The sequence below is a fragment of the Actinomadura sp. 7K507 genome, from assembly GCF_004348425.1.
Lineage (GTDB): Bacteria > Actinomycetota > Actinomycetes > Streptosporangiales > Streptosporangiaceae > Spirillospora.
Window position 1 is genome coordinate 12,774 of the sequence record NZ_SMKK01000108.1, and the last position, 16,966, is coordinate 29,739.

Here is a 16,966-nt window from a genome sequence, read left to right on the forward strand (position 1 = left end):
TCGCGGGGGGGGATCAGCGGCGGGTCTCGATCTCCATGTCACCCGAGGTGACCATGCGGATGTGGTCGCTGGCGAGCAGGTCGTGCGGATTGCCGAGGTCGATGGCGCTGACCTCGTCGAGCCGAGCCAGTTGGGAGGGAGTGAGGTCGACCTGGAGGGCACCCAGGTTGTCCTCAAGCTGCGCGATGGTGCGGGCGCCGATGATGGGTGCCGCCACGCCCGGGGGGGTTCAGGGTCCAGGCCAGTGCGACCTGGGCGGGTGTGTGACCCAACTCCGTGGCCACCTCCTTCACCACGTCGGCGATGGCGAGGGTGCGTTCGGTGACCATTCCCAGGGCGGCGTTGAGGCTCCTGCGGCTGCCGGCGGTCTCGCCGGCGACGGGGTCCGTCGGGTTCAGGTCGTCCCGGCCGTACTTGCCGGTGAGCACCCCGCCGCCCAGTGGGGAGAAGGAAACCACGCCCAGTCCCATCTCGCGTGCCATGGGGATGAGGTCTCGCTCCCCGGTACGTTCGATCAGGCTGTACTCGATCTCCAGCGCGACCAGCGGCGACCAGCCGCGCAGGTCGGCGATCGTCTGCATGCGCGACACCTGCCAGGCCGGTGCGCTGGAGATCGCCACGTATAGGACCTTGCCCTGCCGCACCAGGTCGTCCAGCCCGTGCAGGATCTCCTCCACCGGAGTCCTGAAGTCCCAGACGTTCAGATAGAGCAGATCGATGTAGTCCGTGTCGAGTTGCCGCAGACTGGCTTCCACCGACGCCAGCATGCTCTTGCGGTGCGTGCCCCCGGAATTGGGGTCACCGGGTCGGCGCAGCGTCGAGTACTTCGTCGCCAGCACCAGGCGCTCGCGATCGCCGCGCGCGAACTCGCCCAGCAGCCGCTCGGAAGTGCCGTTGGTGTAGGTGCTGGCGGTGTCGAAGAAGTTGCCGCCCAGTTCGGTGTAGTGGTCGAACAGCTTGCGCGCCTCCTCGCGCTCGGCGCCCCAGCCCCACTCGGTGCCGAAGGTCGCCGTGCCCAGCGCCAGCGGTGAGACCCTCAGTCCGGAGCGGCCCAGCAATCGGTAGGTGTCGAGAGTGAGTGGCATCGTGTTCTCCTGTAGGTGTGATTCGTGGTGTTCGAGGACGTGGACCGGTAGTCGGCTCGCCCGGGTTTCAGACGCCGAGTCCGTAGCCGCCGGCCACGGTGACGTCCTGCCCGGTGACGTAACTGGCGGCATCTGAGGCGAGGAAGGCGACGACTTCCGCGATCTCCTTGCTGGATCCGAAGCGCTCGAACGGGATTTTCGTGCGCATGGCGTCCCGGCCGCTGCGGGGAACTCCCAGCTTGTCGAACAGCGGGGTCTCGGTCGCCCCGGGGCTCACGGCATTGACGCGGATCCTGCGCGGAGCCAGTTCGAGGGCGAGTGAGGGCAGCATCGCCAGCAGGGCGCCACGCGTCCCCGCCCCCAGGGTGGCGCCAGGGCTGCCGCGACGGGCTCCGATGCCCACGGTGAGGACGATCGATCCGCCGTCGTTCATGAGCGGAAGGGCCTTCTGGAGGGTGAAGTACTGGCCCTTGAAGTTGACATCGATCTGTTCGTCGAACGACTCCTCCGTCACGTCGGCAACCGGCGCGGGGCGGAGGATCCCGGCGTTGAGGAACAGCAGGTCGATTGACCCGAAACGGTCGGCCACCGTCGCCACGAGAGCGTCGGTGTCGGCCAGGACGCGTGCGTCGGCTTGGACGACGAGTACGTCGTCGGGAAGCTCGAGCCTTGCTCTCGCGAGGGAATCGGGGTTCTGTCCGGTGACGGCGACCTGGTAGCCGCGGGCGTGCAGTAGTTCGGCGGTCGCTCTGCCGATTCCGGTCGTGCCGCCGGTGATGAGCGCTGCGGGCATGGTGAGGCCTTTCGTCGAGTGGGCAGGATCGGACGTCACCGCTAAACGGGGAGGTCCCCGCTTGTGTCAATGTACACTAACCGGAGATGTCCCCGATTCGTCTCCGCACCCCGACCCGACCCTCCTGATCGCGAAAGGCCATGACACCTCCACGAAGGACCCTGCGGGCTGATGCCGAACGCAACCGCAAGCATCTGATCGCCACGGCCGCTGAGGCTTTCGCCTCCGGGCAGACGGTCTCGCTGGACGCGATCGCCAAACGCGCGGGCGTGGGAAGCGGCACCCTCTACCGGCACTTCCCCACGCGCGAGGACCTGGTCGAAGAGATCTACCGCGAGCAGATCCGCCCGCTGCGCGACGACGCGCAGGCCCTCCTGGCCACCGAGCGGCCCGCGCAGGCTCTCCACACCTGGATGCGCAACTTCGCCGAGTGGGCGGGCGAACGGCGCGGCATCTGCGAAGCCCTGGTCGCCATGAGCGCCTCCGGCCGCTTCGGCACCGGACCGGTCTGCAACGAGGTCCAGCACATCCTGGGGATGGTGCTGGAGGCCGGAAGCGAGGCAGGAGAGCTGCGCCGCGACATCGATCCGGTTGACGTCAGCGGCATCCTCGCCGGAGCGCTCTCCGTGGCCGGCGCACCCGAGCAGCGTGCCCAGCTCGACCGCATGCTCACCATCGTCGTCGAAGGGCTGAGGGTGCGCGGCTGACAGGCCGCGCCCTTCCGATCCGACGGCTCGTCACCGTCACGCGTGTGGGGTGCCAGAACCCGTGCATGGCATGTGACCTGGGCATCTACCGTCGTCTCGTCGAGCGCGTCTGGGAATCCATGGGCGGACGCCAGGTCGGCCTCCTCGTCGTTCCACCGTCGCGGCGCAGCCTGGAGGCACTCACCGATGCGGCGGTCCTGCTCACCGTCGCCAAGTATGCGTAACCCCCGCCTTCCCTGGCTTCTCTCCTTTCGCGGTGCTACTGCGGTGGGGCCACCTGGAAGATGCCGTGGGCGCCGCGTTCGGCGTCGATCATGCGGTGGGAGATGAACGGGTAGTGCCCTGCCTCGGGAAAGGTGAGCTCGACGAACCCGCCTTGAGCGGGGTCCAGGGCGAGGCTCTGGCTGCCGCCGGGTGAGGAACGCTGGAGCAGGTAGGCGCCTTCGGCGTAGACGGTGTCGAACTGGCCGCCGACCACGTGGAACGAGGTAGCGCGGTTGGGGCCGGCGTTGAGTATCCAGATCCGGACGCGTTCCCCGGCCCGGGCCCGCAGCGGCCGATGATCGTACTGGTTGGCATAGCCGTTGAAGACCACCGCGTCGGGTTCCTCGGCGCGCAGCTTGGCCATGTCGACCACGCCACCCTGCGCACCGAGGTAGAGCTCGGACTGCACCAACAGGTAGCTGCGGTCGACCTCGGGGAGGTCGGGTGGCTCGATCACCACGGCGCCGAACAGCCCGTTGGCGATGTGGGCCGACATCGGCATCGATGAGCAGTGGTACATCCACACCCCGGCGCGGGTGGCGCGAAACCGGTAGACCAGGGACTCGCCAGGTGCGATGGTCCGCATCGGTCGGTCGGGTGCCAGCGCCCCGGCGTGGAAGTCGATCGAGTGGCCGATCGAACCGTCGTTGACCAGGGTGACCTCGAAGACGTCCCCGACCTGACCGTGCAGGACCGGGCCGGGCATCCTGCCGTTGAACGTCCACAGCTCCTGGGTCACCCCGGGCGCCACCTGACGTTCGACATCGCTGACGGTGAAGGTGTGCCGGTGCACCCGGTCGTCCGGCGCCGGCGGCAAGCTGGCGTCGTGGGCGGTGAATCCCGGATCCGGCTCGGCGAGAAAGTCCAGGTCCTCGGTCGCGCCTGCCACCTCGCCGTCCCCATCGGGGTCAGGATTGGTGCCCCCGGCGGCCGGCCGCCCATGATCGTGGTCGGCGTGCGCGTCGGATCCCGCGTCCGGTGGCGTAGCGCCGGTCGTCTCGATCTGGAGGACCATGCCCATCTGCCGGTGGCCGACCACCGAGCACCAGCCGTCCAGATCCCGGCCGACCACGCCGACGCCGATGCGGGCCGATTCCCCGGGGGCGAGCCGACCGCTGCGGGCACCGGAGTCCAGCACCAGGTCGTGCACCTCCTCGGTATCGGTGTTCTCCAGCACGATCACGAGCCGGTTCCCGGTCGGCACCTGGATCGTCGCGGGGGTGAACCGCATGTCGGCTGCCTTCACGTGCACGGTTGTGGTCTTCCCGGTGCCGGTCACACCGGCGGCCGCGGTCGTGCTCGGCCGGGTGCCGACCAACGCGGTGGGGCCGACCGCGACGCCGGCGGCGACGGCGAGCACGACGGCCGCCAGCCCGGTCGCGGCGAGGCCGGTGGCCTGGCCCCGAGGCCGCTCCCCGTCCGGTGCCCGACGACGCCGCTCACCGCGCCCCCCGGGCCCGGCGCCGGCCCCTGTGGTGTCAGTGGCGTCGGTGGCCGCGGCGCCCTGGGCAGTGCGGGAGGCACGGATGGCCAGGAACAACAGTGGTAGGAACGCCGCGAGGCCACCGAGCACTAGGACCGACGCCAGTCCCCGGACCAGGCTGGGCACCGGCAGCACGCACACCAGGAGACCGGCGTTGATCATCACGATTCGCAGCGCACCGCCGCGGTCGAGCACGGTGTTCGCCGCGCGCGCCGACGCCGGGCCGCGGCTGAGCGCCACCGGCACCAGGTAGGACAGCGCACCGAGCAGCACCTGGGCGCCGAACCCGGCCGCCAGGAACGGAGTCAGCCACCCGAACGCGGCATCGGCATCCGCCCACGAGGATGCGCCGGCGACGCTGATCCCCAACACGGTCAGGCAGCCGACTAGCCACAGCAGACCCGCCAGCACCGACCAGGTCGGATAGGACCGGGGCGGCTTGCGGCGGGCGGTCTCCGTGAACGGCCAGGCCATCAGCCCCAGCCCGGCGAGGTAGCCGGCCACACCGGCCGCCGCCAGATACCGCAGGTCGGATACGGCGCCCCCGGCCGCGGTCACGACCGAGCCGGCCAGCACGGGCAGTGCCCGCCGGACCGCGGTCTCCGCACCTTCGTTGATCCGGGTGCGCAGCATCGTCGGCCACAGCGTGACCAGCGTCCCGACGATCGTCAGCCCCATCCAGCCGAGCAGGTTGACCATCGCGTGTGCGAACTTCAGCTGCCCGTGCAGCGGATCCCCGACGCCCCAGGCGAGGACCGTGCCGAGCGCGGCGCCCACCGGCAGGAAACAGGCTGCGGTGACGTAGCAGCGGATCGTCACCGCGAACCTGCCCGGCAGCGCCCGCCGGAACTGGGCCACCAGCGCGGCACCGTGCCAGATCGCCGCGGCACTGACCGAGACCGCGCCGAGCACCGTGATCGGCCACATGCCGGAGAGGACCCCGGCCACCACGGCACCGGCCCCGCCGTTGAGGATCGCCAGCCGCACCGTCTGCTCACGCCGGTCACCGGGCCGGGGCGCGGTGCGCAGCAGGGCGTCGGCAAAGTGGCGGCTCCAGACCAGGATCGCGTGCGTGATCGCCCCGAGCAGCAACAAGTGGATCATCAGCCACCGCGGTGCCGGAACGAACGGGTGCACCAGAGCGGCCGCGACCGCCGCGGCCAGCCAGCACACCACCGGCAGGTCGCGCAGCGGCCAGAACCCGCCCCTCCGCCGACCCGGCCCACGAGCCGCTTCGGCGGCCGGCTCCGGGCTGGCGGGGGCGCTCACCGCCGGCTCCTTCCAGCCCTTGAGGCGGACCAGGCGGCGGTGGCGACGAAACCCAGCAGGGCGGCGATGTTGCCTACGCCACCGGCCTGCCAGGCCAGCTGGACGCCGAGACTGTCACCGACCCACAGCCGCAGCACCAGGGACAGGTGCAAGAGGGCCGCCGGGGCCAGCATCGCCGGATGGTAGGGCAGGGGCCGGCGCAGGACCGCGGGCAGGATCACCGGGGCGTGGGCCATGATCATCGACACCGTGAAACCGAGGAACACCGCGTGCACCACCGCGTCGTACCCGGCCCCCTCCACGGTCTTGCCGGACAGCAGCCAGGTGCCCGCGGCCACGGCCAACCAGCAGTAACCGGCCAGCATGCAGCCGGCCGAGAACCGGGGGAGCCCGGTGGACCTGATCGTGCGCCAGGCCACGTCGTGACAGCCCAGCCAGATCGCGAAGGCGAGCAGCGCGACGCCCAGCAGCGGGTAGCCGACGGGCGGCCACAGCAGCGAGGCGACCACACCCACGGCCACCCCGGCGGCGAGCAGCACCAGACGGCCGCCCCCAGCCGGCCCCATCGCCAGCCGGGCCAGCTCCAGGCGTTCGCCCCCGATGGTGAGCACGATGAACCCGACCAGCCAGGGCAACAGCCCCGAGACCGGAACGTCACCCGACCACAACAGGAGCCCTCCGGTGGCCAGGACCGCGCCGAAGGCCTGCACCAGCACGGCGTCGTCGCGTTGTCGGCGCCACAGCGGGACGTAGACCGCCACCAGCGCCGCCGCACCGAGCAGCTGCGTCGCCTTGCCCACCGCGAGCGGGGCGGGTGAGAGCAGCAGGAGCCCGCCGAGTCCCAGCAGTGCCGGGGCGATGAAGCCGAGCCGGTGGCGCAGCGCGACCGCGCGCTCGAGCGCGATCACGGTGCCGACGAAACCGAAGACCAGCAGCATGCCGTGCACCTGCGGTAGCCGCTCGGTCGACACCGGTGCCGGGAGACCGAGCAGCAGCAACGCCGCATCCAACCCGGCCAGCAGCGCCAGACCCGCGGGGAGCATCAGCAGGATCCGGCCGCCGGGCATGCCCGTGGCACGTCGCCGGGCAGACGTCGCGGGCACAGAAGTGTCGCCGTCAGCGGCGGCGGTGCTGCTGGTGGTGCTCATCGTGTGGGCGTCGATGCGACAGGGAGCTCGAGGAGGCAGGCGCCCGGTTCGGCGAAAGGCCGCAGGTCGGTGCCGGCCGAGGTCGCCCCGTGCTCAGCCAGGGCGCCGCGGACGATGCCCAGGTGCACCCCGCACACCACGTCGCTGTAGCGGTCGGCCGCCTCGAGCAATGGACACTGGGTGAGGCGCACCGTGGAGCCCTGTTGGTCGGTCTGGGGGGCGAATCCCAGGTCCTCGAGCAGATCCAGCACCCGGCGGCGTGCCCGTTCGTTGTCGGCGCCGGGCCGGAAGCCTCGGTGGCGCGCCAGCTCACGCCCCCAGTCGGTGCCCGCGGCGACCCCGTCCGCCCATGGTGTGCGGCTGCCGCGATGGATCGCGGCGGCCAGGGTCGTGGCCAGGCCGGCGTACTCCGACGAGCCCGGTGCCGAAACAGTGTCGGTCGCCTCGTAGAGCCAAGCGGGACGGCCCCGGCCCCGGGGTGCGGCGCGGAAGCGTCGTGCCAACCCCTTGCGCACCAGGGCGTCGAGGTGTTCGCGGACAGTGTTGGCGTGCAGGCCGGTCGTCGCGGTCAACCCGGCCAGTGTGGTCGGCTCCTGCCGGTCGCGCAGGTGATCGAGCAACCCGGCCCGTGACGGGGAGAGTCCCTGGGCCGGGTCGCGGCGCAGTGTCGGCCGGGGCCCCAGGCTCGGCTCGGAGGCGGATGGAGGGGACGCCTTGTTTTCCACGGAGACTAGTGTAATAAAATCCTTGGGTGTGTCGCCACTGGGGCGATCGGCAAGCGATGACCGGGTCGGTCACGCAGGCAGGAGGGGGAACGGATGGACGACATCGTCATCGCCTCGAGTCAGGACGATGCGGTCGCGATCGAGGCGGTCAAGGAGCATCACGCCCAGCTGGCGGGTGCGTTGACCGCCCGGGCAGACGCCCTCGTCGCCGCTGCGGCCCGCGGCACCGATGCGGATGCCGAGGCGGCTCGACCTGGACTGGTCGAGTGGTGCCGGCGCGAGCTGCTACCACATGCCGTTGCCGAGGAGGAGGCACTGTATCCGGCCGCCCGCCGCCGGCCCGAGGGCCGGCTGCTGGTCCAGGGCATGCTCGGAGAGCATCAGGTGATCGTCGACCTCGTCGATGAGATCGCCGCCGCGGCCGACCCGGTCCGGGCCGCCGCGGCCGCCCGGGCGCTGTCGGTGGTGTTCCAGTCTCATCTGGAGAAGGAGAATGAGCTGGTGCTGCCGTTGCTCGGCGCCGACCCCGAGGTCGACGTAGCCGACTTGCTCGCCGGGATGCACGATCTGCTCGGTGCCGGCCGGGGCTCCGCCGAGGAGACAGGTGGCTCTGGCGGGCACGGTTGCGGTTGCGGTGAGGAGGACGGCCCGGGATACCCCGAGCTGGACGCGCGCACCATCCCGCACGCCATCCGACACGCCACCGTCTTCGGGGCCCTGGACACCGTCGAGCCGGGTGGCGGACTCGTGCTGGTGGCTCCGCACGACCCGTTGCCGCTGCTGGCGCAGCTGCAGAAGCGCTCGCCGGACACCTTTACCGTGAGCTATCGCGAACGCGGTCCCGAGGCGTGGCGGCTGCTCCTTGTGCGCGCGGCCGAGACGGCACGCTCGACCACGGCGGCATCGGCCTAGGACCCCGGACAGCCCCTCCAGCACCTCGGAGAGCCCCATCGCCGATCATTGCGACAGGGCTCTCCAGGTGGTCGAGCAGCGGGCACCAGGGACTCCCTTTGCCGCGACGCACTGAGCATGATGGCCTCCCGCTCGGGGCGTTCACACCGGTCGGACAACTGGTGGCGAGGCGCTCGACGGCCACAACCGCTCCTACGGGGCCCGCCCGCGCACGATCGGCGACGTCGTCGAGTCGCTCCAAGCTTCGTCGCGAGGACCTCCTCCGGGACGGGTCATGCGGGAAGTTCCGTGACGCCGAGGGCGAAGTTCCAGCCTCCCGCCCCGTGGCGTGCGAGGCCCATGGTGAGCACACCCGCTCCTTCCAGCCAGTGCGCCATCTCCAGGCCGCCGGCGTCCATCGGGCGCAGCCCGAGGCTCTTGATGAACGCCTCCACCATCGCCTTGGCCTGCGCATCGTCGCCGGCGATGAAGACATCGGGCCGGCCCTGCTCCAGGACATGACGGAAGATGGTGTTGAATCCCTTCACCACGCTGGCGCTGGCCGGGGCCACCTTGGCGGCTTCCTGCGCGATCGAGGTGACCCCGGAGCGGTCCAGACCGTCGGCCGTGGCATTGAAGGGGTTGCTGATCTCAATGATGACCTTGCCCGCGAGGGCGTCTCCGTAGTGGGCGACGACCGGAACGACGCTGGCGGACAACAGGGCCACGAGGACGATGTCGCCGGACGGGACGGCACCCCACTCCCCCGTCGTGGCGCCGTCGCCGAGAGCCTTGGCCAGGTCAGCGGCCTTGTCGTGATCGCGGCCCATGACCTCGACGGTGTTGCCGCCGGTCACCGCCAGCGCGCCGATCGTACGGGCCATGTTCCCGGTGCCGATGATGCTGATGCTGCTCATGAAGTGCTCTCTTCCTTGTTCTCGAACTATCGCTTGTTACGTTGGTGCCGAGTCACCCAACGGGTGAGCGCCGCGAACAGCTCTTCCTGCTTGGCCGTGGCGACCTGGCCGGGGGTGAGGAGCCGCCGGTCCCTCAGCTCGTTCGGCCACACACGGGCCCACGCCTGCTGCACGGCCTTGCTCCCGGCATACACGCTCCACCCGGGGAAGCCCCCCAGCGAAGCGTTCGACCCGGTCATGAAGATCGAGCCACCGTCGTTGAGCAGCGGCAGCGCCTTCTGCACCGTGAACAACGTGCCGCGCGCGTTCAGCCAGAACGCACGGTCGAACTGCTCCGCGGTGATCTCACCGAGCTTGCCCTGCTCCCCCGTCCCGGCACTCGCCCACAGCACGTCGATCGTGCCCTTCTCCCGCCTGACCGTCTCGTACAAACGGTCCAGGTCGGCCAGGTCGGCCGCGTCACCCTGCACGGCGGTCACGTTCCGGCCGATCGCCTTCACCGCCTCGTCCAGCGCCTCCTGACGCCGGCCGGTGATGAAGACATGTGCCCCCTCCTCAACGAACAGCTTCGCGCCGGCCAGCCCCAAGCCGGTCGACGCGCCCGTGATCACCGCCACCTTGCCGTCGAGCTTTCCCACGACCACCCACTCCTCGGTAAACCGATCTGTTTACGTAACGTATTCGACGGTCAGCGGGAGTGCAAGCTATGTAAACCGATCGGTACCCGATTGAGGTAAGATGCGGGCATGACGAAGTTGGAGAAGGGACCCCAGGGCCGGCGCCGCGGCAGGGGCGCGCGGGAGCGCATTCTCAGCGCGTCACAGCAGCTGTTTCGCGCTCAGGGCATCAACCGCACCGGTATGAACGAGCTCTGCGCAGCGGCCCAGGTCTCCAAGCGCACGGCCTACCAGCACTTCACCGGCAAGGACGAGCTGGTCGCCGAATACCTGCGACGGTTCGATCCCGGCCTCATGGCCGCGGTGTTCGACCGCACCGACCTCACACCCCGCGAACGGCTCCTCGCCGCCTTCGAGATCCCCAAGTCCGGACCGGACGAGCTCACGCCCCTGTGCCCCTACATCGCGGCGACCGTCGAAATCCACGACCCCCGGCACCCCGCGTCCGAATACGCACGCGAGTACAAGCTCGCCCTCGCCGCGCGGCTCGCCGAAACGGCCCGCGAAGCCGGCGCCACCGACCCCGAACAGCTCGGCGAACAACTGGCGCTGCTCCTCGACGGCGCCTCGGCCCGCACCCGAGTCCTCAACGCCGAGTCCTTCCCCACCGCCGCCGCCATCGCCGCCGTCCTCATCGACAACGCCCTCGGATCAACGCCTCGATCGTGACCTTGCTCCTGTGCCGGGCAGCACGCCCTCCTCGGCCTGCACATCGCCGCGGCGACGCCTGTCGGCCACCGATGCGTACGCGCCCTGCGTCATCTCAGTCGCTCCGTCCGCTGGGCGGTCCGGTCACCAGACTCCGAGCGTCATGACGTCCCACGAGAGACGGATGACGGGACGCGTCTGCAACCGCAGCGCATCAAGGTCACCGCTCGTGAAGAGGAGGACCAGGCCCTCATACTCGTCCCGCTTCTCGACGGTGAGGCTCGCCAACCTGCGGAGCCGACCGAGGGCCATCGTCTCTTCGCCCGCCTCGTACATCGTCAGGTACGCCTCACCCGACGTGGGATCGAGCGAGAAGAGCACTTCACGGGTTCCTCGCCGGAGGCGGAACGACTGAAGCCCGACGGGCCAGGCCAGGTCCGCGTCCTCCGAGGTCGGTTCGTCCTCGAAGAGCCAGATCAGGTCCGCGAGGTCGGGCGTCTCCATGCGACGGACGCTATAGGTGGTGAGCGTCACGGGGCCTCTCGGGCGAGGCGGCGGACGGCCAGTTCTGCGAGCAGCGCGGACGCGTCGGGTAGTACGGCGTCGTCGAAGGCGGCCTGCGGGGAGTGGTTCATGGGTGCGGTGGCGGGGTCGCGGTCGGTGGGGCACGCGCCGAAGCCGAGGAACGCCCCCGGTACCTGGTTCAGGACGAACGAGAAGTCCTCGGCGCCGGCTATCGGTTGCGGCGCCTCGAAGGCTCGCTCCTCTCCGAGCAGGTCGCGGGCGGTTTCCAGCGCGAACGCGGCTTCGGCGGCGTCGTTGACCGTGGCCGGGTACTGATCCTCGTAGTCGAGGTCGGCGGTGACTCCGTGCGCGTCGGCGATGCCGCGGACGACCCGCTCGACCCCGGCGCGGACCTTGCGGTGCGCGTCCTCGGAGAACGACCGGACGGTGGCCTCCAGCGTGGCCGTCTCGGGGATGACGTTGCCCGCGGTCCCGGCGTGCACGGAGCCGACGGTGATCACGGCGGGGTCGAAGACGTCCAGGTCGCGGGTCACCATCGTCTGCAGCGCGGTGACGATGGCGGCGATCGCGGGTACCGGGTCCTTGGCGGCGTGCGGGGACGAGCCGTGGCCGCCCTTCCCCCGGAGGGTCACGTGCACGGCGGCGGACGCGGCGAGGACCGTCCCGGGCCGGGTCACGGCGATCCCCTGGGGGAGCACGGTGGAGAAGGCGTGCAGGGCGTAAGCGCCGATGACGCGGTCGCCGGCCGCGTCGAGGATCCCCTCGTCGATCATGATCTTGGCGCCGTACATGCCCTCCTCACCGGGCTGGAACATGAACACGATGTCGCCGGGCAGTTCCGCGCGGCGGGCGGCGAGCAGCTTCGCGGCACCGACCAGCCCGGCTACGTGCAGGTCGTGGCCGCAGGCGTGCATCCGGCCGGGGATCTCCGAGGCGTAGTCGAGGCCGGTGTCCTCCTGGACGGGCAGCGCGTCCATGTCGCCGCGCAGCAGGACGGCCGGGCCGTCCGGGCGTCCGGTACCGCCGCCGCGCAGCACGGCGGTGACGGAGGTGAGGGCCGTGCCGGTGCTGATCTCCAGCGGCAGCCCGTCCAGGGCGGCGAGCACCTTCTCCTGGGTGCGCGGCAGGTCGAGGCCGAGTTCCGGCTCGCGGTGCAGGGCGCGGCGCAGGAGGGTCAGCTCTTCGCCCATGGCGGCGGCGTCTTCACGGATCGGCATAAGGGTATGGTGCGTATCCCATGATCTCACCGGCCGGGGCCTGCCGGGATCCGCCGCGAGAGACCGAGCGAATGCAGACATCGACCACCCTGGACGATCTCGACCACATGCTGGTCACCGCCTTGCAGACCGCGCCTCGCGCCGACTGGCGGCGGATCGGCGCGGCCCTCGGCGTGGACGGATCGACCGCCGCGCGCCGCTGGGCGCGGCTCACCGAGGCGGGGCTGGCGTGGCTGTCGTGCTTCCCGGCGTCGGTGGAGGGGATCACGCCGGTGGTGGCGTTCATCGAGATCGACTGCGTCCCCGGGCGGCTGCACGAGGTCGCCGCCGACATCGCCGAGGACCCGCACGTGTTCAACATCGACCACGTCACCGGCGGCCGGGACCTGATCGCGACGGTCGTCCTGCGGGACAACGCCGAACTGGCCCGGTACGTCGGGTTCCGGCTGGGGCGGCTGGCGGGCGTCACCGCGACCCGCACCCAGATGGCGACGATCCTGCACGCGGAGGGCAGCCGGTGGCGGCTGGGCCGGCTCGACGAACGGCAGCGCGACGTGCTGCTGCGGGACCGTCCGCGCGAGGCGGGGGGCTGGGCGCTGCGCGCGGAGGACGAGGATCTGGTGCGGCTGCTGGTGGAGGACTGCCGGCAGCCGGTGACGCGCCTCGCGGAGCGGACGGGGCTCAGCCCGACGACCGTCCGGCGCCGCATCGCCCGGATGGAGCGGGGCGGCGCGCTGATGTTCCGGTGCGAGGTGGCGCGGTCGCTGTCGGGCTGGCCGGTCACCGTGTACCTGTGGGCGAGCGCGCCGCCGGACGAGGTGGCGCGGCTGGCGGGGCTGCTCGCGGGGCTGCGTGAGACGCGCATGTGCGCGTCCCTGTCCGGCGCCGACAACGTGCTTTTCGCGGTGTGGCTGCGCTCGGCGGACCAGGTGCAGGCGTTCGAGGCGGCGCTGCACCGCCGCTTCCCGCAGCTGGCGGTCACCGACCGGGCGGTGGCGCTGTGGCAGATGAAGCTGGCGGGGCAGATCCTCGACCCGCAGGGCCGGCACCTGCGCGCCGTCCCGTTCTGGACCTGGGACGATCCGGTGTCGGAGAGCGCGCTGGACGACCTGGTCGGCCGGCTGCGCGGCGGCCCGGCCGGTACGGCCGGTGATCCGGCGGATCGGTTTCGGCCGGTCGTTCGGAGTTAGTCAGGAGCCGGTCGCGGGTCGGAGCGTGTGGAGGCGGGTCTTGGTCGCCGGCGCGGGGGTGGTCGAGTGGGACGACGCGGAACGTCACCGGGTGTACGGCGGACGGCCTTCCTGAGCGGAGGGCAGGAAGCGCGGGGCGATGGCGGCTCCCGCGGTCGCCGCCGCCGCGGACGCCGTGACGATCGCCCAGGCGCCGGGGCCCAGCGGGGTGCAGCCGAAGAACCGGCTGAGTCCCGGCGTCTCGACCACCGCGAACAGCGCGGCGACCGAGATCACGCAGGTGGCGATGACGAGCGGGCTGCGGCGGCCGGTGATGAGGGTCTGGCCGAGCTGGGCGCCGACCAGTGCCGCCAGGGCCATCGTCGAGGCTCTGCGGCGGCCTCCGGGGACGAGGCTGGTGAGCCGTCCGATCTGCCAGGAGATCAGGGCGGCGGCCGCGGTGGCGGTGCCGCGCACGGCGAGGGCGGATCGCATGTCCTGGCCGGTGAACCCGCGGACGGGAGCCCCGCCGAGCGGCGCGGCGTCGTCGGCGGGGGTGAGCGCGACGGCCAGTGCCGGGAGCATGTCGGTGAGCATGTTCACCACGAGCAGCTGCCGGGTGCTGAGCGGGGCGTCCCCGCTCAGCGCCGTCCCGAGGATGGTGAAGGACACCTCGCCCGCGTTGCCGCCGACGAGGATGGCGGCGGCGTCGCGGACGCTGTTCCACAGCGCGCGGCCTTCGCGCAGCGCGTCCAGGATCAGCGCGTTGTCCGGGGCGGTGAGGACGAGGTCGGCCGCGGTGCGGGCGGCGCCGGAGCCGCGCCCGGCGACCGCGATGCCGACGTCGGCGCGGGCGATGGCGGCGGCGTCGTTGACGCCGTCGCCGGTCATCGCGACCACCCGGCCGGCCTTGCGCAGGTCCCTGACGATGCGCACCTTCTGGGCGGGTGAGACACGGGCGAAGACCCCGGCGCGCTGGACGGCCCGGCGGCGCTCGCCGGCGGACATGGCGTCGAGTTCGGTCCCGGTGAGGACGTGGTCGGCGTCGGGGATGCCGAGGTCGGCGGCGACGGCCGCGGCGGTGGCCGGGTGATCGCCGGTGATCATGGTGGTGCGGACTCCCGCGTCGACCAGCCGCCGCACCGCGTCCTCGGCGGTGGGGCGCGGGGTGTCGGCGATGCCGACGAAACCCAGCAGGGTGAGGTCCTCGATGTGGTCGGCTATCTCGCCGCGGTCCCGGCCGGGGCCCTCGGCGACGGCGAGGACGCGCAAGCCCTCCCCCGCCAGGCGCTTCACGATCGCGGCGGCGGCGCGGCGCCGGGCCGGGGTGAGCGGCTCCTCGCCGTCGGCGGGACTCTCGGAGGTGTGGATCCGCGTGCACTTGGCGAGGACGACCTCGGGTGCGCCCTTGACCGCGATGACCGTCCGGTCGCCATCGCGTCCGAGTGAGGCGGAGAACCCCCGGGTGGCCTCGAAGGGCAGTTCCTCGTCAAGGGCCCACCGGGTGTCCGGCGGCAGATCGCCGGCGGACTCCAGCACGGCCCGGTCGGTGGCGTGCGCGACCCGCCCGCCGTGCGCGGGGCTGGCGTGCGCGGCGACGCGGAGGATGCGCCGCCCGTCGTCGCCGGTGAGCGGGAGCGGCCGGGCCGGGCCGGCGGCGCGGACGAGGCGGAGCCGGCCCTCGGTGAGGGTGCCGGTCTTGTCGAAGCACAGGGTGTCCACGCGGCCCAGCGCTTCGAGGGCGCGGGTGGAGCGGACCAGCACGCCGAGGCGGGAGAGCCGCCGCGCCGCCGCGAGCTGGGAGAGGGTGGCGACCAGCGGCAGCCCTTCGGGGACGGCGGCCACGGCGACCGCGACGCCCGAGTCGAGGGCGCGGTTCAGCGGCAGGCCGCGCAGCATGCCCAGCGCGGTGACGGCCGCACCGCCGAGCAGGGTGGCGGGCAGGGCCTGGTGGGTGAGTTCCGCCAGGCGCGCCTGCATGCTGGACGAGACGTCCGAGGTCCCGGCCAGCGCCGCGGCGCGGCCCGCCTCGGTGGCCTCCGCGGTGGCGACCACGAGGGCGACCGCGTCGCCCGCGACGACCGTGGTGCCCTCGTAGACCATGCATCGCCGGTCGGCCGGCGCGGCGCCCGGTGTCGCCTCGACGCTCTTGTCGACGGGGACGGGCTCTCCGGTGAGCGCGGCCTCGTCCACTTCCAGCGACTCCGCCCACAGCAGCCGGGCGTCCGCCGGCACGACGTGCTCCGAGCGCAGCCGGATCACGTCGCCGGTGCGCAGCCGCGCGGCCGTGGTCTTCTCGGTGTCGGCGGACCGCAGGTGCGCGAACCCCCCGTCGCCGGGATCCGGTGGCACGCCGGTGCCGGTCAGCACGCGGCGGGCGCCGACCTGCTGGCTCAGCATCAGCTCGCCGAGGGCGCGCTCCGCCCGCATCCGCTGCGCACCCCCGATCAGGGCGTTGCCGGTCATGACGCCGGCGACCAGGAACGCGTCCACGCTGGAGCCGACGACCGCGGACGCCGCCGCGCCGAGCGCGAGCACGGGGGTCAGCGGATCCTCGAGTTCCTGCCGCACCGCGGACGCGAGCCGCGCGCCCGTCCCGGCCCGCCGGGCCAGCGCCCTGTTCAGCGGCGGCACCTCCGCCAGCCTGGCCGCCACCTCGGCGCCGCGCGGGCGCCGCTCCTCGGTCCCGCCGGCCGCGGGCCCGTCCGGGGACCCGGCCGCGGTGCGCGACAGCCGCCGGAACACCTCCTCGGCGGTGAGCGCGTGCCACGCGTCGCGGACGACGGGCGGCGGCAGCGGGCGATGGCCGAGACGGCGGGCGCTCACCGCGCCGGTCAGCATCGCCGTCATGGACGCCACGTGCACCGGCGGCAGCTCCGCCCAGGACAGGGCCCGGTGGCGGCGGCCGCGCCGGCCCGCCAGCAGCAGCGCGCCGAGCGCCGACGCGCTCATGGACAGCTCCGCGCTGCGCTCGCTGGCTCGCCGGGCGGGACGGACCGCGGTGAGCAGCCGCCACGCCTCGCCGAGTCCCGGCCCGCACAGCAGGTCGGCGCGCCAGTCGGCCGGGCGGTCGCCGCGCAGTACGCTCACGCCGATGTCGGCCGCGTCCAGTGCCCGGTCCCGGCCGGAGGAGATCGCCAGGACCCCGTGGCCCTCGCGCTGCAGTGCCTGCACCTGCTCCACCAGGTCGGCGGCGGCAACGGGTGAGTCGTCTCCCCAGGCGAGCAGTTCCCTGGTGCTGGCGTGCTCGGTGAGGACGACCACGTCGGCCGCCTGGTGCGCCGCCGCAATCAGCGCCTCGGCGAGGGGGTCGAGGGAACACCCGATCTGTACCCGGCCGCGCCGGGTTCCGTCCGCGTCCAGCAGATCAAGCGTGGCCCCCCGCGGACCGGCGGGACCATCGCCCTCCGCCTTGGCCAGGCTCCACCCCTGTCCGGCCCCTGTCATG

General features: G+C 72.3%; 16 protein-coding genes. 5 read left to right on the forward strand and 11 right to left on the reverse strand.

Annotation, left to right across the window (positions count from 1 at the left end):
* Window positions 1-13: 13 nt before the first annotated feature.
* The 3 genes from E1285_RS46715 to E1285_RS23780 all read right to left on the reverse strand — a co-directional run bounded on the left by E1285_RS46715 (window position 14) and on the right by E1285_RS23780 (window position 1,878).
* Window positions 14-217 carry an aldo/keto reductase gene (locus E1285_RS46715; RefSeq protein ID WP_207946762.1) on the reverse strand — a complete coding sequence of 68 codons (204 nt, stop codon included), beginning with the start codon at window positions 215-217 and terminating at the stop codon, window positions 14-16.
* On the reverse strand, window positions 174-1,085 hold the full coding sequence (locus E1285_RS23775) for an aldo/keto reductase (protein WP_207946763.1): 912 nt from the start codon (window positions 1,083-1,085) through the stop codon (window positions 174-176). Before E1285_RS23775 ends, E1285_RS46715 begins: the two co-directional genes overlap by 44 nt.
* A gap of 67 nt (window positions 1,086-1,152) precedes the next feature.
* On the reverse strand, window positions 1,153-1,878 hold the full coding sequence (locus E1285_RS23780; protein WP_132155664.1) for an SDR family oxidoreductase: 726 nt from the start codon (window positions 1,876-1,878) through the stop codon (window positions 1,153-1,155).
* 140 nt (window positions 1,879-2,018) lie between these two features.
* Here E1285_RS23780 and E1285_RS23785 point away from each other — a divergent pair, with 140 nt between their 5' ends.
* Entirely contained in the window at window positions 2,019-2,585 is a 567-nt protein-coding gene (locus E1285_RS23785) for a TetR/AcrR family transcriptional regulator (RefSeq protein WP_132155666.1), read from the forward strand.
* 65 nt (window positions 2,586-2,650) lie between these two features.
* Entirely contained in the window at window positions 2,651-2,809 is a 159-nt protein-coding gene (locus tag E1285_RS46720; RefSeq protein ID WP_207946764.1) for a hypothetical protein, read from the forward strand.
* A gap of 35 nt (window positions 2,810-2,844) precedes the next feature.
* Here E1285_RS46720 and E1285_RS23795 read toward each other — a convergent pair whose 3' ends face one another.
* From E1285_RS23795 to E1285_RS23805, 3 genes are read right to left on the reverse strand one after another with little or no spacing between them, the layout of a single operon-like run.
* Window positions 2,845-5,601 (reverse strand): multicopper oxidase domain-containing protein, encoded by a 2,757-nt coding sequence (locus E1285_RS23795; RefSeq protein ID WP_207946765.1) that lies wholly within the window; start codon window positions 5,599-5,601, stop codon window positions 2,845-2,847.
* A complete protein-coding gene (locus tag E1285_RS23800) occupies window positions 5,598-6,749 on the reverse strand; it encodes a hypothetical protein (protein ID WP_207946766.1) in 1,152 nt (383 codons plus the stop codon). The genes E1285_RS23795 and E1285_RS23800 overlap by 4 nt, the downstream gene beginning before the upstream one ends.
* Window positions 6,746-7,474 carry a helix-turn-helix domain-containing protein gene (locus E1285_RS23805; RefSeq protein ID WP_243723002.1) on the reverse strand — a complete coding sequence of 243 codons (729 nt, stop codon included), beginning with the start codon at window positions 7,472-7,474 and terminating at the stop codon, window positions 6,746-6,748. Before E1285_RS23805 ends, E1285_RS23800 begins: the two co-directional genes overlap by 4 nt.
* 93 nt (window positions 7,475-7,567) lie before the next feature.
* On the opposite strand from E1285_RS23805, the gene E1285_RS23810 reads away from it, so the two are divergent.
* The gene (locus tag E1285_RS23810) at window positions 7,568-8,386 is read left to right on the forward strand and encodes a DUF2249 domain-containing protein (protein ID WP_132155668.1); all 819 of its coding nucleotides are present in this window, start codon (window positions 7,568-7,570) and stop codon (window positions 8,384-8,386) included.
* Between the two features lie 272 nt (window positions 8,387-8,658).
* Here E1285_RS23810 and E1285_RS23815 read toward each other — a convergent pair whose 3' ends face one another.
* A complete protein-coding gene (locus E1285_RS23815) occupies window positions 8,659-9,282 on the reverse strand; it encodes an NAD(P)-binding domain-containing protein (protein ID WP_132155670.1) in 624 nt (207 codons plus the stop codon).
* Between the two features lie 26 nt (window positions 9,283-9,308).
* Window positions 9,309-9,920, reverse strand: a complete 612-nt coding sequence (locus E1285_RS23820; protein WP_132155672.1) for an SDR family oxidoreductase — start codon at window positions 9,918-9,920, stop codon at window positions 9,309-9,311.
* Window positions 9,921-10,028: 108 nt separating this feature from the next.
* Here E1285_RS23820 and E1285_RS23825 point away from each other — a divergent pair, with 108 nt between their 5' ends.
* Window positions 10,029-10,628, forward strand: a complete 600-nt coding sequence (locus E1285_RS23825; protein WP_132155674.1) for a TetR/AcrR family transcriptional regulator — start codon at window positions 10,029-10,031, stop codon at window positions 10,626-10,628.
* A 123-nt stretch (window positions 10,629-10,751) separates the two neighbouring features.
* Here E1285_RS23825 and E1285_RS23830 read toward each other — a convergent pair whose 3' ends face one another.
* Both E1285_RS23830 and E1285_RS23835 read right to left on the reverse strand, forming a co-directional pair.
* Window positions 10,752-11,111 carry a hypothetical protein gene (locus E1285_RS23830; RefSeq protein ID WP_132155676.1) on the reverse strand — a complete coding sequence of 120 codons (360 nt, stop codon included), beginning with the start codon at window positions 11,109-11,111 and terminating at the stop codon, window positions 10,752-10,754.
* Between the two features lie 26 nt (window positions 11,112-11,137).
* On the reverse strand, window positions 11,138-12,349 hold the full coding sequence (locus E1285_RS23835; RefSeq protein ID WP_132155678.1) for a M20 family metallopeptidase: 1,212 nt from the start codon (window positions 12,347-12,349) through the stop codon (window positions 11,138-11,140).
* A 71-nt stretch (window positions 12,350-12,420) separates the two neighbouring features.
* On the opposite strand from E1285_RS23835, the gene E1285_RS23840 reads away from it, so the two are divergent.
* On the forward strand, window positions 12,421-13,539 hold the full coding sequence (locus tag E1285_RS23840; RefSeq protein ID WP_132155680.1) for an Lrp/AsnC family transcriptional regulator: 1,119 nt from the start codon (window positions 12,421-12,423) through the stop codon (window positions 13,537-13,539).
* A gap of 84 nt (window positions 13,540-13,623) precedes the next feature.
* Here the strand turns inward: E1285_RS23840 and E1285_RS23845 are convergent.
* Window positions 13,624-16,966, reverse strand: a 3,343-nt coding sequence (locus E1285_RS23845; protein ID WP_132155682.1) for a cation-translocating P-type ATPase, incomplete at its 5' end; no start/stop codon positions are given.

Bases quoted from the DNA above. Each gene is read 5' to 3' on its own strand.
- E1285_RS23815 (WP_132155670.1), bottom strand. From the start codon at position 9,282: ATGAGCAGCATCAGCATCATCGGCACCGGGAACATGGCCCGTACGATC.
- E1285_RS23825 (WP_132155674.1), top strand. From the start codon at position 10,029: ATGACGAAGTTGGAGAAGGGACCCCAGGGCCGGCGCCGCGGCAGGGGC.
- E1285_RS23775 (WP_207946763.1), bottom strand. From the start codon at position 1,085: ATGCCACTCACTCTCGACACCTACCGATTGCTGGGCCGCTCCGGACTG.
- E1285_RS23830 (WP_132155676.1), bottom strand. From the start codon at position 11,111: ATGGAGACGCCCGACCTCGCGGACCTGATCTGGCTCTTCGAGGACGAA.
- E1285_RS23840 (WP_132155680.1), top strand. From the start codon at position 12,421: ATGCAGACATCGACCACCCTGGACGATCTCGACCACATGCTGGTCACC.
- E1285_RS23800 (WP_207946766.1), bottom strand. From the start codon at position 6,749: ATGAGCACCACCAGCAGCACCGCCGCCGCTGACGGCGACACTTCTGTG.
- E1285_RS23810 (WP_132155668.1), top strand. From the start codon at position 7,568: ATGGACGACATCGTCATCGCCTCGAGTCAGGACGATGCGGTCGCGATC.
- E1285_RS23780 (WP_132155664.1), bottom strand. From the start codon at position 1,878: ATGCCCGCAGCGCTCATCACCGGCGGCACGACCGGAATCGGCAGAGCG.
- E1285_RS23835 (WP_132155678.1), bottom strand. From the start codon at position 12,349: ATGCCGATCCGTGAAGACGCCGCCGCCATGGGCGAAGAGCTGACCCTC.
- E1285_RS23785 (WP_132155666.1), top strand. From the start codon at position 2,019: ATGACACCTCCACGAAGGACCCTGCGGGCTGATGCCGAACGCAACCGC.
- E1285_RS46720 (WP_207946764.1), top strand. From the start codon at position 2,651: ATGGCATGTGACCTGGGCATCTACCGTCGTCTCGTCGAGCGCGTCTGG.